General features: G+C 32.6%; 16 protein-coding genes. 6 read left to right on the forward strand and 10 right to left on the reverse strand.

Translation table 11 applies throughout. The annotated features are described in order from the left end of the window. Positions 1 to 282 carry a Txe/YoeB family addiction module toxin gene (locus WN975_RS15285; protein ID WP_337967289.1) on the reverse strand — a complete coding sequence of 94 codons (282 nt, stop codon included), beginning with the start codon at positions 280 to 282 and terminating at the stop codon, positions 1 to 3. Further along, positions 258 to 512 (reverse strand): hypothetical protein, encoded by a 255-nt coding sequence (locus WN975_RS15290; protein WP_337967290.1) that lies wholly within the window; start codon positions 510 to 512, stop codon positions 258 to 260. Before WN975_RS15290 ends, WN975_RS15285 begins: the two co-directional genes overlap by 25 nt. Before the next feature lie 212 nt (positions 513 to 724). Between WN975_RS15290 and WN975_RS15295 the strand changes: the two genes are divergently transcribed. The 3 genes from WN975_RS15295 to WN975_RS15305 all read left to right on the forward strand — a co-directional run bounded on the left by WN975_RS15295 (position 725) and on the right by WN975_RS15305 (position 3637). Further along, the gene (locus WN975_RS15295) at positions 725 to 1819 is read left to right on the forward strand and encodes a Nif3-like dinuclear metal center hexameric protein (protein ID WP_337967291.1); all 1095 of its coding nucleotides are present in this window, start codon (positions 725 to 727) and stop codon (positions 1817 to 1819) included. A gap of 3 nt (positions 1820 to 1822) precedes the next feature. Then, positions 1823 to 2602, forward strand: a complete 780-nt coding sequence (locus WN975_RS15300) for a C4-type zinc ribbon domain-containing protein (RefSeq protein ID WP_099709429.1) — start codon at positions 1823 to 1825, stop codon at positions 2600 to 2602. A 183-nt stretch (positions 2603 to 2785) separates the two neighbouring features. Continuing rightward, positions 2786 to 3637: an alpha/beta fold hydrolase gene (locus WN975_RS15305; protein WP_337967292.1), complete on the forward strand. Its 852-nt coding sequence runs from the start codon at positions 2786 to 2788 to the stop codon at positions 3635 to 3637. Positions 3638 to 3930: 293 nt separating this feature from the next. On the opposite strand, the gene WN975_RS15310 is transcribed toward WN975_RS15305, so the two are convergent. Continuing rightward, complete coding sequence (locus WN975_RS15310) at positions 3931 to 4611, reverse strand: winged helix-turn-helix domain-containing protein (RefSeq protein WP_337967293.1); 681 nt, start codon at positions 4609 to 4611, stop codon at positions 3931 to 3933. Positions 4612 to 4684: 73 nt separating this feature from the next. On the opposite strand from WN975_RS15310, the gene WN975_RS15315 reads away from it, so the two are divergent. The 3 genes from WN975_RS15315 (at position 4685) to rluF (ending at position 7311) form a co-directional block, all read left to right on the forward strand. Beyond that, positions 4685 to 5839 (forward strand): cytochrome P450, encoded by a 1155-nt coding sequence (locus WN975_RS15315; protein ID WP_337967294.1) that lies wholly within the window; start codon positions 4685 to 4687, stop codon positions 5837 to 5839. 4 nt (positions 5840 to 5843) lie between these two features. Further along, the gene (locus WN975_RS15320) at positions 5844 to 6188 is read left to right on the forward strand and encodes an antibiotic biosynthesis monooxygenase (RefSeq protein ID WP_337967295.1); all 345 of its coding nucleotides are present in this window, start codon (positions 5844 to 5846) and stop codon (positions 6186 to 6188) included. Positions 6189 to 6477: 289 nt separating this feature from the next. Further along, positions 6478 to 7311, forward strand: a complete 834-nt coding sequence (gene rluF, locus WN975_RS15325) for a 23S rRNA pseudouridine(2604) synthase RluF (protein ID WP_337967296.1) — start codon at positions 6478 to 6480, stop codon at positions 7309 to 7311. A gap of 76 nt (positions 7312 to 7387) precedes the next feature. Here rluF and WN975_RS15330 read toward each other — a convergent pair whose 3' ends face one another. From WN975_RS15330 to WN975_RS15360, 7 genes are all read right to left on the reverse strand, one after another. Then, entirely contained in the window at positions 7388 to 8314 is a 927-nt protein-coding gene (locus WN975_RS15330; protein WP_337967297.1) for a magnesium transporter CorA family protein, read from the reverse strand. 193 nt (positions 8315 to 8507) lie between these two features. Beyond that, positions 8508 to 9899, reverse strand: a complete 1392-nt coding sequence (locus WN975_RS15335; protein WP_337967298.1) for a DUF4173 domain-containing protein — start codon at positions 9897 to 9899, stop codon at positions 8508 to 8510. A 144-nt stretch (positions 9900 to 10043) separates the two neighbouring features. Continuing rightward, the gene (locus tag WN975_RS15340) at positions 10044 to 10334 is read right to left on the reverse strand and encodes a transcriptional regulator (protein WP_065450961.1); all 291 of its coding nucleotides are present in this window, start codon (positions 10332 to 10334) and stop codon (positions 10044 to 10046) included. 8 nt (positions 10335 to 10342) lie between these two features. Then, complete coding sequence (locus WN975_RS15345; RefSeq protein WP_337967299.1) at positions 10343 to 10960, reverse strand: hypothetical protein; 618 nt, start codon at positions 10958 to 10960, stop codon at positions 10343 to 10345. Positions 10961 to 11614: 654 nt separating this feature from the next. Then, positions 11615 to 12499: a tetrahydrofolate dehydrogenase/cyclohydrolase catalytic domain-containing protein gene (locus tag WN975_RS15350; protein ID WP_056255237.1), complete on the reverse strand. Its 885-nt coding sequence runs from the start codon at positions 12497 to 12499 to the stop codon at positions 11615 to 11617. Positions 12500 to 12656: 157 nt separating this feature from the next. Continuing rightward, positions 12657 to 14009, reverse strand: coding sequence for a signal recognition particle protein (gene ffh / locus WN975_RS15355; RefSeq protein ID WP_099709438.1), 1353 nt, complete (start codon positions 14007 to 14009; stop codon positions 12657 to 12659). 276 nt (positions 14010 to 14285) lie between these two features. Next, on the reverse strand, positions 14286 to 15971 hold the full coding sequence (locus WN975_RS15360; protein ID WP_337967300.1) for an MBOAT family O-acyltransferase: 1686 nt from the start codon (positions 15969 to 15971) through the stop codon (positions 14286 to 14288).

The following is a 15971-nucleotide window of genomic DNA, read 5'->3' on the forward strand; positions in this document are numbered from 1 at the left end:
TTATTTATCAGAATAATGTCCCATCGCAGAAATCACAAAAACGGTTACAATTTCGTCTTCAATACGATAAATTAATCGATCTTTTTGATTGATTCGTCTTGACCAAAGACCTGAATATTCATGTTTTAATTGTTCAGGATTTCCAAAACCCTGATCTGGATTTTCTGACAGTTCAATTAAAATTTTAGCAATATTTTTAATTGAAATTTTATTTCCTGATTTTTTATGTTTTTCAATATCTTGATTTGCGATTTTAGTTACTTCAACCCTAAACTTCCCCATATATCTTTTGGATCTAGCGTTGTAGTTTCGCCATTTTTAATATTTTCTTCTGCTTTTTTAACCTTTTCAATAAATTCTGAACTATATATGCTTTGTTCCTCGTTAACTTGTCCATAAGCATCTGTTTCAATAATTTCAATTTCCTCAAAACCTTTAAAACTATCAAACATGGCGATAAAGGCTTTCCCTATCTTAGTTCGTTCGTTTATTTTTATGGTTAGCGTTTTCATGATTCTTGATTTAAACACAAAGATACAAAATTAGTAATACGTGAAATACTTGCAATACGATAGTACCAATTTGCATAAAACAATATCTCTCAAATATTTTAAAGTTGATACCTTTATTCGTTAATTTGTTTTACGAATTTGTTTCAGATTTCAAGATTTTCTCAACAACATGAAACTTGAAACAAATAAAACCTGAAACAAAAAGCAAAAAAATGAAAATCAAAAATATAATAGAAGTTCTCGAAGAAATGGCACCTTTGGCTTACGCCGAAGATTTTGACAATGTTGGACTTTTAGCCGGTAATGCTGAAACTGAAAGTACAGGAGTTTTAGTTTGCCACGATGCTTTAGAAAATGTAATTGAAGAAGCTATTGCTAAAAATTGCAATCTTGTGGTTTGTTTTCACCCTATTTTATTCTCGGGAATTAAAAAAATTACAGGCAAAAACTATGTGGAACGTGCTATTTTGAAAGCGATCAAAAATGACATTGCCATTTATGCCGTTCATACCGCTCTGGATAATCATTCGGCTGGAGTTAATAAAATATTTTGTGATGCTTTAGGCTTAACGAATACTAAAGTTTTGATTCCAAAACAAAGCTTCATTCAAAAATTAGTTACCTATACAATTCCGGATAATTCAGAAAAAGTACGTAATGCAATGTTTGATGCAGGTGCAGGAACTATTGGAAATTATGACAATTGCAGTTTTAATACTGAAGGCTTTTTTACCTTTAAAGGAAATGAAAACAGTAATCCTGTAATTGGAGAAAAAGGAAAATTACATACCGGAACTGAAATAAAAATTGAAGTTGTTTTTGAAAAATACTTACAATCTAAAATTTTAAAGGCTCTTTTTGCAAATCATATTTATGAAGAAGTCGCTTATGAAATTTATGATCTTCAAAATTCACATCAAAATATTGGACTAGGAATGATTGGGGAATTTGAAACTGAAATGGACGAAAAAGAGTTTCTGATTTTTGTAAAAGATAAAATGATTGCCGATGGAATTCGTCATTCTTCCTTTCTGGGAAAAAAAATTAAGAAAGTAGCCGTTTTGGGCGGTTCAGGAAGTTTTGCCATAAAAAATGCAATTATGGCTGGAGCCGATGCTTTTTTGACTGCCGATTTAAAATACCATCAGTTTTATGAAGCTGAAAACCGACTACTTTTAGCCGATATTGGTCATTTTGAGAGCGAACGCTATACAAAAAACTATATTGTTGATTATCTTCGAAAAAAAATCCTTAATTTTGCAATCATTTTATCAGAAGAAAATACAAATCCAGTTAAGTACTTATAGAATATGGCGAATACGAAAGAATTAAGTGTTGAGGACAAGTTAAGAGCAATATACGATTTACAGCTTATTGACTCTAGAATTGACGAAATCAGAAACGTAAGAGGAGAACTTCCTTTAGAAGTGGAAGATTTAGAAGATGAAGTTGCAGGTTTAAGCACTCGTTCAGAGAAACTGAAAAGTGAACTTGAAGTGATTGAGGATCTTATCAAATCAAAGAAAAATGCGATTGATGAGCACAAAGAGGTTATCAAAAAATACACAAAACAACAAGAATCAGTTCGTAATAACAGAGAATTTAATTCTTTGACTAAAGAGGTTGAATTTCAAGAATTAGAAATTCAATTGGCTGAAAAGCAAATCAAAGAAATGAAAGCTTCTATCGAGCATAAAAAAGAAGTTATTTCTAATTTAAAAGAAAAACTTGATGCTAAAAGCTCTCATTTAAAACACAAAAAAAATGAATTAGATGCGATCATGGCAGAAACTCAAAAAGAAGAAATCTTCTTATCTGAGAAATCAGCTGAGTTTTCAGGTCAAATCGAAGAAAGATTATTAGCTGCTTATACTAGAATCAGAACTAGTGTTCGTAATGGTTTAGCTGTAGTATCTATCGAAAGAGGTGCTTCTGCAGGATCATTCTTCACTATTCCGCCACAAACTCAAGTAGAAATTGCTTCTAGAAAGAAAATCATTACTGATGAGCATTCTGGAAGAATTTTAGTTGACAGCGCATTAGCTGAAGAAGAAAAAGAAAAAATGGAACAATTGTTCTCTAAATTCTAAACATTTAAAATCTCGATTTAATCGGGATTTTTTTTGCTTAAAATTTTCCGCCACGAATTTCACCAATTTCACTAATTTTTATATCCTAAGAATAAAAATTCGTGCTAAATTTGTGAAATTCGTGGCGATATTTTTTAAGAACAGCTTTCGAATAATTATACTTTTATCTTTAAATTATTTATTTTGGGAATTAAAAAAGGAATTCGTTTCATTACAGTAAAATCAGTTGGACAATATATCAATTTCTTAAGTTATGTTCGTCCACAAAAAGCTGTCGAACTTTCATATGCTCTTTTTAGCCAACCCAGAATTGGCCGATTACAAAAAGAGAGTTTACCAAAAGTCCTGAAAAATACCGAAACAGAAACGTTTCATCATAACGAACATCATTTTCAGACGTATATCTGGAAAGGAAACGAAACCAAAATTCTACTTGTTCACGGATGGGAAAGTAACGCGTCTCGCTGGAAAAAAACTTTACCACATCTTCAAAAATCAGGAAGTACAATCATTGCTATTGACGCGCCTGCGCATGGACAAAGCAGTGGTAAAGAATTTAATGTTCCGCTTTATGCTGAATTCATTAATAAAGCGGTCGAAAAATATCAGCCTACAATTATTATTGGACATTCTATTGGTGGCGCGGCTTGCGTTTATCACCAATATTTATTTCCAAATACGAGCATTAACAAAATGGTTATTTTGGGAGCTCCATCAGAATTGAAAACCTTAATTAATAATTACATTTCGATGCTGAGTTTGAATACGAAGATGTTTTCACTTTTAGAAAGTAAATTCATGAGCCGTTTCAACTTTAAACTGGAAGATTTCTCGGGTCAGAGATTCGCCTCAGAATTTAATGTTGCGGGATTAATTGCACACGATACTTCTGATAAAATAGTAGCTTTTGAAGAAGGGAAGAAAATTGCCAGTAATTGGAAAAACAGTCAGTTTATCGAAACCAAAGGTTTAGGTCACGGAATGCATGACGATGAATTGTATCAGAAGGTTATTGAGTTTTTGTTTTCTTCTTAAGGTTCTGAGACACTAAGTCGCTAAGGTTCTAAGTTTTTTCCTTAAAAACGATAGTATTGTCATTTCGACGAAGGAGAAATCTTCGCAAGTAACTCCGTAAACTAAATCGGCTCGAATTTGCGCACAGTTTAAACCCGACTGGTTTTTAAAACCTGTCGGGTTTAGCGCCATATGTTCACAGAAGAAACTCCGCAAACTAAATTACCAATCTTTGTCGAGCTGCTTGCGGAGATTCCTCGTTCCTCGGAATGACAAACTTCATAGAAAATTCCGAAGGCTAAATTTTAAATTACCTAAACAACCACATTAAAATATTTCAACAATTCCTTCTCGCCTTTTCCTGTGATGATTATCGCTCTTGAATCTTTTGTTCTTCTGAGCCAATCTTCATTTATCATTTTGTTGAATAAAAGTGAACCTATCGAACCAGCAATATGGTTTCTTCTTTCACTCCAATCCAAACAAGGTTTTAAGAATATTCGTTTTTGCTTTTGAGCTTCTTCTATATTAATTCCAAAATCAGAAAACCACTTTTCGCCTTGAGAACTGATTTCAAAATCATTTTTATTTTCTATTAATATCTTTTGATTTAGCAAACTATCCGTTACAGCGACACCAATTTTTCCTGCTAAATGATCATAGCAAGTTCTGCAATATTTTATTGGAGGATAATTTTCGGTTTCTTTTTTGGATTGAATTGCTGGTTTCGGAATAAGATTCGCCATTGCTTCAACGACATATGCGACTTCTTTATTCGAAAATCTGTAATATTTATGACGTCCTTGTTTTTCAACAGAAAGTAAATTTGCATCAATAAGTTTCCCTAAATGCATACTCATATTTTGTGGAGACGTATTTACTGCAATTGATAATTCTGTGGCTGTAAATGCTCTTCCATCAAGCAATGTCCACATAATTGCTGCACGCGTTGGATCACCAATTAAAGTTGCCGTTTTTATAAATTGATCTTCCATTTGGATTTTTATAGTTAAGTACAGAATGAAGTATCTCTTTGTAAAGTTAAATAACTTTGTCAAAAAAATAAATATGAACTCTTCTTTATTCTTACAATCGGATGTTTCTGATCCTTATTTATTATATGAAAATATGCAGAATAAAAATGCCGTTTATTGGGATGAACCAAATAAAATATGGGCAATATATTCTCATAAACATTGTGTTGAAGTTTTAAAAAATCCTAAAGCACAAATTCCAACGATAAATCCTGATAATATTCAGAAGCTAAACGAATATGCTTTGGATATTTTGAATAATTTGACTCGATTATCAAATGGAGTTCAACATGAAATTGGGAGAGAAATTTCGATAATGCTTTTTTCAAAAATAAAATCTGTTGAAATCAGTCCGGTTATTACTGCTTTAATTCAAAACGATTTAATCGAAAGCAAAATAGATTGGGTCGATTCTGTATCCAAAAAACTACCAATATTAATTCTTCTAAAAAGCTTTAATTTTAATGACAACGATTCTGATTTTATTTCTAAAAATATTGAAACTATCGTCAAAATAATGCTTCCGAAGAAAACAAATGAAGAAGCCGATTCTATTAATAAAATTTCAGAGGATTTGTTTTTAAGAATCAAGAAGCATTTATTCAATATTGTTGATGAATCATTATTATTTTCCATCGGCGAAAAGCATAAAATTTCATCTGATCAGATTATAAAAATAACGGTAAGTAATTTAATCGGCTTATTTATCCAGAGTTATGATGCTGGACGCGGAATTTTAAGTAATTCGTTGTTACAAATTATTCAGAATAAAACTTTTTCGAATAAAACAGTAATAGAAAAATCAATTATAGAAACTGTTCGATTTGATCCTCCAATTCAGAATACAAGAAGAATTGCAACTGAAGATTTTCATATCGGCGAAAGCCTTATTAAGAAAAATGATTTGATTTTAATTATTCTGGCTTCGGCAAATCGTGATTCTGAAAAGTTTAAAAATCCCGCTAATTTTGATATTGAAAGAAATAACAATATCGAAAATCTAACTTTCGGAATTGGCGGTCATATGTGTCTGGCTAAATATTTCTCGATTCAATTGGCAACTGAAGCTTTATGGTTTTTATTTGATAAATATAAAACAATTACAATTTTAGAAAACAACATTCAATACGAACCAATGATCAATGCCAGATTGCCTAAAAACATTTGGCTTTCAATAATTAAAAAATAAAAAAATGATAGCAGTAATTTTTGAAGTAATTCCTAACGAAGGAAAAAAAGGAGAATATCTTGATATCGCCGCAAGTCTGCGACCGGAATTAGGCTATATAGAAGGATTTATATCTATTGAGAGATTTCAGAGTTTTAGTGATCCTGAAAAGGTTTTGTCTTTGTCTTTTTGGAGAGACGAAGAAAGTATTCAGCAATGGAGAAATCTCGAAATGCATCGACATGCGCAATCAAAAGGCAGAAATGAAGTTTTTAAGGATTATCATTTAAGAATTGCAACGGTTGTTCGTGATTACGGAATGTTTGATCGAAAAGAAACTCCTGAAGATAGTTCCTTTTATCATGAATAGAGGTTCAAAGTTGCAGAGGCTCAGAGGGACAAAGGTTTTTTTTTAGGTTCTGAGGGGCTAAGTTTTTTTTTAGTGAATAAAGTAATCACTTTGCGCGCCATGCTTCAAAGAAAAAAATCCGTTTTAATCCGCGTCTTTGCGAAGCGAATCCGCGTCATCCGCGTACTATGAAACGTTTGTGAAGATTTTGTTCCTCAGAATAACAAGATTGCATAAAATTCACAATCCAGCAATTTAAAGTCTGAAATCTAAAATTCTAAGAAGTCTAAATTTTGCTTACTTTTGCAATATGGAAGAGAATTTAAAACGTCTTAATAAATTTATTGGAGAAACAGGTTATTGTTCTCGTCGTGAAGCGGATAAACTTATTGAAGAAGGACGCGTAACAATAAATGGTGTTGTGCCTGAAATGGGAACGAAAGTTTCACCAAATGACGAAGTACGTATTGACGGAAAATTGATTGTTGAGAAACATGAAAAATTGGTTTACCTGGCTTTCAACAAACCTGTTGGAATTGAATGTACAACAAATTTAGAGGTTCGAAATAATATTGTGGATTATATTAATTATCCAAAACGTATTTTTCCGATTGGAAGATTGGATAAAGCCAGTGAAGGATTAATTTTTATGACGAATGACGGTGATATTGTAAACAAGATTTTGCGCGCCAGAAACAATCACGAAAAAGAATATACGGTAACGGTTAACAGACCGATTACGGATCGTTTTATTGAACGAATGGGAAATGGTGTTCCGATTTTGGATACGGTTACCCGAAAATGTAAAGTGGAACAGATTAGCAAATACACGTTTAAAATTATTTTAACGCAAGGTTTAAACCGTCAGATTCGTAGAATGACAGAATATCTGGGTTATGATGTAACGGCGCTTAAACGTATCCGAATTATAAATATATCGCTTGATATTCCGGTTGGTCGTTATCGCGATTTGACTGATGATGAGATTAAAGAGTTAAATCAATTGATTGAACCGTCTAGTAAAACCGAGGAAGCGAGTTTACCAAAAGTAGAAGCTCCTAAAACTTCTAAAACTCCGCCAACCAGAAGAACAGAATTTATTTCAAAATATGATCCTCGATTTAAGAAAAAAGGAGATTACTAAATTGATAAAAAGAGAAATCCCATTCGCCGCGGCGAATGGGATTTCTCTTTTTATAACTATTTTGAAAATATTTTTATTAAAACCATCTTCTTCTTTTAAACAAAAATGCTCCGCAAGAAGATAAAATAACGGATATAAAAAGAAGTATCCAAAATCCGTATTTACTCTCTTCCATACCATTTGGCACGTTCATTCCGTATAAACTGGCGATCAAAGTGGGAATCATTAGAATGATAGAAATCGAAGTCATTTGCTTCATAATATTATTCATATTATTAGAAATTACCGAAGCATAAGCGTCCATCATTCCTGTCAAAATGTTGCTATAAATATTGGCTGTATCTTGCGCCTGACCTAACTCGATATCAACATCTTCTAATAAATCAGAATCAAAATGTTCTCTGTGGGCTTTTAGATTTTTAATTCTGTGAAATAAAACATCGTTTCCTTTTAAGGAAGTAATAAAAAACACCAAACACTTTTCGATTTGCAAAAGCGCTTGTAATTCTGCGTTTTTGATCGATTTCTCCAGATTATCTTCGGCCAGTTTTATCTTTTGATTGATTTGTTTCAGATATTTTAAATACCAAACACTTGATGACAATAACAATCTTAAAACTAAATCGTAGTTGTCTTTTATATGTATATTTTTTCGTTTGGTGTATTGTACAAAATCAGAGATAATTTGTGTTTCATAAAAACTAATGGTAACACAAATATCTTTTTTAAAAATCAATCCCATCGGAATGGTTTGAAAAGGCAACTTTACGTCGTTACTTTTTATAGGAACACGCATAATAATAAGCGTCCAGCCGTCTTCTATTTCGATACGAGGTCGTTCGTCGATATCTTCAATATCATTGTAAAATGCTTCGGGAATTTGAAGCTCTTCCAGTAAATATTTTTTTTCGGTTTCTGAAGGAGATTCGATATTGATCCAGCAATTTGGAATCCATTCTTGAGTTTCGATTAATCCGTTGTTGTTTTTGTAAAAGGCTTTCATTTCAAAATTGCGGGGTTTATTATAGCAATTTGAAAAGATCAAAAAGCTATTTTAATTAAATACTAACGAATAATAATCGTCCATTGGAGAAGTCATTTTTTAAGTGCTGCAAAAGTATCTTTTATTTTTAAAATCAAAAACAATTAGGCATTAAAAAACCGTCATAAAATCATATTTAAGACGGTTTTATGAACTATTTACTATTCACAAACTCATAATAGAGCGCTTTTGACATAAATGATTTATTCTGGCGATCTTCTATTCTATCCTCTTCCAGATAACCGTATTTTTTGGCAACAATTTTTTTGGCTGAAAAGTAAGCATCACGGCTTTCATAATTAAAATTCAAACTGCTTAAAAACCATGGCCCAACTCCTTTATTTACAGATATATTATAATTTGTAATTAGATTTCCCCAATTTACAAAACTGCACAAAAGTATTGTTCCGTAGAAATACCAAACCATTTGATTGACTAAATAGGCATTCGTTTTTTGCCTTCTAATTTTTAAGAATGTAAACACTAAACCTATTATTGCTAAAATTAGAAAAGCATAAACTCCTAATCGTTTGTAGGTTAAACCAAAGTAAGAAACATATTCTGAGTTTTTAATGATTGTACTTACTATCAAAAGTCCGTTTAATACGATCCAAATTTGAGCCAGTTTTTTGAGATTTTCTGCTTTTTTATCAAAATTGAATCCGCCTTTGAAATAAAATAAGATCACACCAACCGCCATTATAATCGAAAAAATTACAGCATTTACTCTCTCGTGCGTATCTGAACTTAGTTTAGAAGCTTGAGCTGTGACAACTTCAAAAAACTGCTCGTAATTATACGTAACAATAAAAATCAAAAGCATAAAATTCAGAAGTACTAAAGTAATTTCTCCGCTCTTTCTTTCGAATTCTAAATCAAGAAACGAAAATGTATTTTGATTTTTGATTTCGTTTACATTACTGAAATCATTATCCAGCATTTCTTTTTTTTCATAGCAAATTTCAGGCACCCAATAATTCCAAAAACTGAAAGAAATATAAAATCCCAGAGTTCCTATTAGAATAACCTGAACAATATCAAGATCTAAAGTGTAATCTGTTAACAAAGACGAAAAATGAGCACTTCCGAATGAATAAGCTGCAAAAAAGACTACTAGAAAGATCGCTGGAATAACAAAGTAAGCGACTAGTTTTTTAGCAAAATTGTTGTGAATTTTTCTTTCCGGAAGCCATTGACTAAACATAAAAACACGTCCTAATGTGGCAAATGCATTTAAAAACACAAGTGGAAAAATCTGTATTATTTTAAGTTGTGAATCCTGAGTCTTGAATTGCAAAAAGAGAACTGACATTGCCAACGCCAAAAAAGATGCAAAATCTCCATACCAGGCAAATGCTAAACAAGATAAAACTGAGGTAATTACCAAAACCAAATGTGACCTGTCGACAGAGCGATCCTGAAATGAATAAGAAACCAAACAGGTTAATAATAGTCCAAAAATAGCGAGGTTTACTCCTACTGACTCGTTGTAAAAAAGCAGTGTAAAAATCAAACTGCTAGCTAAGATAATCTGGTGTTTTTTCATGATTGTTGATTTTAATTTTTTATTTATCAAATATGGAATTGCCTTTTTTAAATGATTGTTTCACATTTTCTCAGTGGCGAATTCGTGATTTTAACTTTAAAAGTACTTTGCGTTTCAAAGTATTTAGGTAAAAAAATATAGTTATTAAGATTTCATCAATTTTTCAAGATAAGAAAGGTGTTCTTTAAAGGCCGCACGTCCTCTAGGTGTAACTTGGTAAGAGGTTTTGGGCTTTTTGCCTACAAACTCCTTTTTGACTTCGATGTATTCTGACTTTTCAAGCGCTGAGGAATGACTTGCTAAATTTCCATCGGTGATATTAAGGAGATTTTTCATCTCGGTAAAATCAACCCATTCATTAACCATCAGAATGGACATAATTCCCAATCTGACACGGCTTTCAAAATCTTTATTTAGTTTATCAATAATTCCCATTGCTTGGATTATTTATATTTTTTGAACATTATTAATCCGTATAAGATATGCAAAATACCAAATCCTATGATCCAAAAAACTAAACCATATCCAATATAAAAAAGAGAAATAAATCCTAAAACTAACTCACAGAATCCTAAATATTTAACATCCGAAAAAGTATATTTCTCAGCATTTACAAGTGCCAAACCATAAAAAATTAAAGTTGTCGGCGCTACAAAACCATAAATTTGATGATGCAAAAGTGCCAAACAAAATATACCTCCTGCCAAAAGTGGAACCGCTAAATTAAACAGCATTTTTTTTGTCGCTGATGTCCAAATAGGCAAATTGTATTTTTTACTTTTTCTTAAAGTAAAAAATATTCCAAAAGTTAAAGCACAAACCAAAACTATAGCCGCAGTATATATTAACTGATTAACTAAATCAACATTTTGACTATATGATGAAGCTCCATCCGTATAACTCGTTCTATTTAACCCAAACAATTGGTATGCATACAAACCTCCAATTAAAGCTGAAAGTCCGGCAAATACTCCTGAGAGTCCGCTTAAGGATATAAATCTTGAAGAGCGCTCCATCATGGAACGAATATGTGCTAAATCTTCTTGGTGCTTCTGATTCATAATAAAAGTACTTTGTACTACAAAGTTATATTTTATTTTGAATTGACAAGTAATAATGTTGATTTTTTTTATTGATTTTTTTCGATGCGTTTAAATAAATCTGCATTATCTAAAATGTGTAATCCCTACGGGATATTTTATGGGTTCACGATATATATTTTTGCTACCGACCTGTAACTCCTAGCGGAGTATTTTTGCTGATAAATAATTTATTTTGTGACACGCAATTTTTGCTACCGACCTGTAACTCCTAGCGGAGTATTTTTATTGTTACCGATAATTTACCTTGCCTTTTGAAAATATTTATTCATCAATTTATAACTCCTTGCAGAATATCTCGGAGAGATTACATATTGGTAAAAAATAATTATCCAATAGTATTTTGTCCCGTAGGGACTACACTTCATTAATTAACAATACAAAGCTACAAGGTTTTAGAAACCTTGCAGGAATACATAGTTTATTAACGCAAAGTTGCGTGAGGGATAGGAGCTTGCTACCGAAGTAGCGTGGATAGCCCGACCGTATTTGCGAAAGGCGCGCATAAGCGGCATGTTAAATAGCGCCTTTTGCAAATACGGTCACGCCCAAAGTATATAAAACAACAAAGCCTACTCGATTGAATAGGCTTTGTTTATGATTTGATTGCAAAAATTATTTTTTCGCGCTTCTCATTTTTCTTGCTAAAAGTGTATTTTTAAGTAACATCGCAATTGTCATTGGTCCTACTCCACCAGGAACTGGCGTGATAAATGATGATTTCTTGCTTACGCCGTCAAAATCAACGTCTCCTTTGATAACGTATCCTTTTGGGTTTGATGCATCTTCTACACGAGTAATTCCAACATCTACGATTACAACTCCATCTTTAACCATATCTGCTTTTAGGAATTCAGGAACTCCTAAAGCTGTGATAATAATATCTGCATTTTTAGTGAATTCGGCTAAATTTTTAGTTCTACTGTGGGTTAAAGTTACTGTTGAATCTCCAGGATTTCCTTTACGGCTCATTAAGATACTCATTGGACGACCTACAATGTGGCTTCTACCAATAACAACGGTGTGTTTTCCGGCAGTTTCTACGTTGTAACGCTCTAATAATTGCATGATCCCGAATGGTGTTGCAGGAATGAAACTTTCCATTTCAAGAGCCATTCTACCAAAGTTTGTTGGGTGAAAACCGTCAACATCTTTATCCGGATCGATTGCCAATAAGATTTTTTGTTCGTCGATATGTTTTGGCAATGGCAACTGAACGATGAATCCATCAAGATCGTCATCTTCGTTTAGTTCTTTGATTTTTGCCAGCAAAGCTTCTTCGGTAATATCTTCCGGTAAACTTACTAAAGTTGAATCAAAGCCTATTTGCTGGCAAGATTTTACTTTACTTCCTACGTAAGTTAAACTCGCTCCGTTTGTTCCAACAATTACTGCTGCCAAATGAGGTACTTTTCCTCCGGCATCTTTTATTGATTGAACTTCGGCTGCAATTTCGTTTTTAATGTCTTCAGCTGTTTTTTTACCGTCTAGTAGTTGCATTATTGTGTAGTTAAAATGTTTTAGTTTTAATTTTTTAGTTTCAGGTTTCAAGTTTCAGGTTCTTCCTTAAAACGAAACTATAATTTATTTAATCAAAAAAGTTTCAAGTTTTAGTCTCTGAACTTGAAACTTTAAACTTGAAACTTTTTGTATTTTATTATCTCGGCATTCCGCCTGGCATTCCTTTCATGCCTCCCATCATTTTCATCAGGTTTTTTCCGCCCGGACCTTGCATCATCTTCATCATTTTGCTCATTTGGTCGAATTGCTTCATTAACTGATTTACTTGCTCGACTTTGGTTCCGGAACCTTTAGCGATTCTGGCTTTCCTTTTTACGTCGATTATGGCAGGTTTACTTCTTTCGATTGGTGTCATCGAGTGAATGATTGCTTCTATATGTTTAAAAGCATCATCTTCTATTTCTACATCTTTCATGGCTTTTGAAGCTCCCGGTATCATTCCAACCAGGTCCTTCATATTACCCATTTTCTTTACTTGCTGAATTTGAGTTAAGAAATCATCAAAACCAAATTCGTTTTTAGCAATTTTCTTTTGAAGTTTTCTTGCTTCTTCTTCGTCAAATTGTTCTTGCGCTCTTTCTACAAGAGACACAACGTCTCCCATACCTAAGATACGCTCAGCCATACGATCTGGATAGAAAACATCAATTGCTTCCATCTTCTCGCCTGTACCTACAAATTTGATTGGTTTATTTACAACCGATTTAATCGAAATTGCAGCTCCACCACGTGTATCACCATCTAATTTCGTTAAAATAACTCCATCAAAGTTTAAGATATCGTTGAAGGCTTTTGCTGTATTTACAGCATCTTGTCCTGTCATTGCATCAACAACAAACAAAGTTTCTTGTGGCTGAATTGCTTTATGAACACGAGCAATTTCATCCATCATTTCCTGATCTACTGCAAGACGTCCGGCAGTATCGACAATAACTACATTGAAACCGTTTGCTTTTGCATGTTTGATTGCGTTTTGAGCAATCTCTACAGGATTTTTATTTTCCGGCTCTGAGTAAACCTCAACACCTATTTGATCTCCAACAACATGCAACTGATTAATCGCCGCAGGACGATAAATATCACAAGCTACAAGAAGTGGTTTTTTATTTTTCTTAGTCTTTAAAAAATTGGCAAGCTTACCAGAGAAAGTTGTTTTACCAGAACCTTGCAATCCTGACATTAAGATAATGCTTGGATTTCCAGAAAGGTTGATTCCGGCAACATCTCCACCCATTAATTCTGTTAGTTCGTCTTTTACCAACTTCACCAATAATTGTCCTGGTTGAAGTGTTGTTAAAACGTCCTGACCAATCGCTTTTTCTTTTACTTTGGCAGTAAAATCTTTAGCAATTTTAAAGTTAACATCGGCATCAAGTAAGGCACGACGAACTTCTTTTAAGGTTTCGGCAACGTTTACTTCTGTAATTTTACCGTGTCCTTTTAATATATGGAACGCTTTATCTAACTTATCACTTAAATTATCAAACATAATTTTTTCTTTATTTGAAGTGCAAAGATAATCTAATTAGATATTTCAGGCAATTTTTATTTAACTACAAAGTACGTTTTGATTTTACTGCAAAGTAAGCGAAGTATTACGCAAAATTCGCTATGTTTTTTGCTCTCGCAGATTTAGCAAATATCGCTGATTTTTTTCATTCACAAAAAAAACAATCTTCCTAATCTGCTAAATCTGCGAGAGAAAAAAAAGCGCAAAGAATAAACCTTTGCGCCTTTGTAACTTTATCCCTTTGAACCTCTTCTATTAAAATTGGAAATAAATAAAAGGTTGTGAACCGGCAACTGCTGTTGCGTAAACGATCCAATATACGAAACCAAGGATAATTGCTTTTCCTAATAAAGGTGTTTTATCGAAAACAAATTTCATTTTGTCTGTAATAACTTCTGGTAAGAAATGCCAAACATATCCGAAAAGCATTAATCCAAATACATTTTTATAACCTAACACAATTGCTTTCCAATGTTCTGGTTCGAAAGTCAACTGACCAATATTATTGATTACTTGTAATGCTGTTTCGAAATCTCTGGCGCGGAAAAAGATCCAACAGAAAACTACAAAATGGAATGTAATTACGATTGAAAAGAATTTCCATAAAAAACCTGAACCTTTACCGTCTTTTTTGGAAGGGAAAAATTCCATGAAAATTTTATGTACTGCTAATGCTAATCCGTGTAATGCTCCCCAAACAATAAATTGTGCTCCTGCTCCATGCCATAATCCTCCTAAAAGCATTGTGGTAAACAAATTGAAATTGGTTACCAACGTTTGATTTTTTTTCTTCGAAAGTAAAAATGTCAAACAAAAGAGAACTAATGCTCCAATTGCAATTCCTAACGGAATATAACTCACGCTTACGTTTGAAATTCCCCAAAGCAATAATCCAAAGAAAAATAAACTTGGAAATAAATATCCTGCGAATGTTCCTTCTCTGTTTCCTCCAATAGAGATATACAAGAAATCTTTTAACCAGGTTGAAAGCGAAATATGCCATCTTCTCCAGAAATCTGTTATTGAAGTTGATTTGTATGGCGTTCTAAAGTTGGCTGGTAATTTGAATCCTAATAACAAAGCGATTCCGATTGCCATATCTGAATATCCTGAAAAGTCACAATAAATTTGAATCGCATATCCGTAAGATGCCATTAAATTTTCGAATGACGTATAATTCATTGGCGTATCAAAAACACGGTCAACGAAGTTTATAGAAATGTAATTTGAGATTACGGTTTTCTTGATTAATCCGCCAATGATTAAAAACAAAGCATTGTTAACATCTTGCTTCGTTAGATTTAATTTTTGATAAATCTGCGGCAAGAAATCTTTTGCTCTAACGATTGGTCCGGCAACTAATTGCGGGAAAAACGAAACGAAAAATAAATATTCGATATAGTTTTTTGTCGGTTTAATTTCTTCACGATAAATCTCAATAATATAACTCATCGATTGAAAGGTATAAAACGAAATTCCAACAGGAAGAAAAACATCATGAAGCTGATAATTACCATGAAACATATCATTGAATGTCACAATCATGAAATTCATGTACTTGAAATACCCAAGTAATCCTAAATTCAGGATCACACTTATTACAAGATAAATTTTCTTTGTACTGTCTTTTGTTGTTTTAAAAATAATCTGACTCAGGCCATAATCGACAACAGATGAAAGCAACAATAACAGAAAGTAAATTCCGCTTGACTTATAATAAAAGAAAAGCGAGAAGAGAATAACATACGTTAATCTCAAATAAAATGTCTTGCGTAAAAAAGCATACACAAAATAAAAAACCAAAAACAGTCCTAAGAATAAACCTGTGTTAAACAATAATTTTTCCTCGGGATTGTATATAAACCAACTTTTAGCTTGTTCTAAGGTAATTGCACCAAAATTTTGAACAAACCAATCATTTATGCTATCAATTGTAATCAA

The sequence above is a fragment of the uncultured Flavobacterium sp. genome, from assembly GCF_951805225.1.
GTDB lineage: Bacteria > Bacteroidota > Bacteroidia > Flavobacteriales > Flavobacteriaceae > Flavobacterium.

Excerpts from the sequence above, each read along its gene's own strand:
- WN975_RS15295 (WP_337967291.1), top strand. The coding sequence starts at position 725 with ATGAAAATCAAAAATATAATAGAAGTTCTCGAAGAAATGGCACCTTTG.
- WN975_RS15340 (WP_065450961.1), bottom strand. The coding sequence starts at position 10,334 with ATGGGAATTATTGATAAACTAAATAAAGATTTTGAAAGCCGTGTCAGA.
- WN975_RS15335 (WP_337967298.1), bottom strand. The coding sequence starts at position 9,899 with ATGAAAAAACACCAGATTATCTTAGCTAGCAGTTTGATTTTTACACTG.
- WN975_RS15285 (WP_337967289.1), bottom strand. The coding sequence starts at position 282 with ATGGGGAAGTTTAGGGTTGAAGTAACTAAAATCGCAAATCAAGATATT.
- WN975_RS15300 (WP_099709429.1), top strand. The coding sequence starts at position 1,823 with ATGGCGAATACGAAAGAATTAAGTGTTGAGGACAAGTTAAGAGCAATA.
- ffh (WP_099709438.1), bottom strand. The coding sequence starts at position 14,009 with ATGTTTGATAATTTAAGTGATAAGTTAGATAAAGCGTTCCATATATTA.
- WN975_RS15315 (WP_337967294.1), top strand. The coding sequence starts at position 4,685 with ATGAACTCTTCTTTATTCTTACAATCGGATGTTTCTGATCCTTATTTA.
- WN975_RS15345 (WP_337967299.1), bottom strand. The coding sequence starts at position 10,960 with ATGAATCAGAAGCACCAAGAAGATTTAGCACATATTCGTTCCATGATG.
- WN975_RS15330 (WP_337967297.1), bottom strand. The coding sequence starts at position 8,314 with ATGAAAGCCTTTTACAAAAACAACAACGGATTAATCGAAACTCAAGAA.
- WN975_RS15310 (WP_337967293.1), bottom strand. The coding sequence starts at position 4,611 with ATGGAAGATCAATTTATAAAAACGGCAACTTTAATTGGTGATCCAACG.
- WN975_RS15290 (WP_337967290.1), bottom strand. The coding sequence starts at position 512 with ATGAAAACGCTAACCATAAAAATAAACGAACGAACTAAGATAGGGAAA.
- rluF (WP_337967296.1), top strand. The coding sequence starts at position 6,478 with ATGGAAGAGAATTTAAAACGTCTTAATAAATTTATTGGAGAAACAGGT.
- WN975_RS15320 (WP_337967295.1), top strand. The coding sequence starts at position 5,844 with ATGATAGCAGTAATTTTTGAAGTAATTCCTAACGAAGGAAAAAAAGGA.
- WN975_RS15350 (WP_056255237.1), bottom strand. The coding sequence starts at position 12,499 with ATGCAACTACTAGACGGTAAAAAAACAGCTGAAGACATTAAAAACGAA.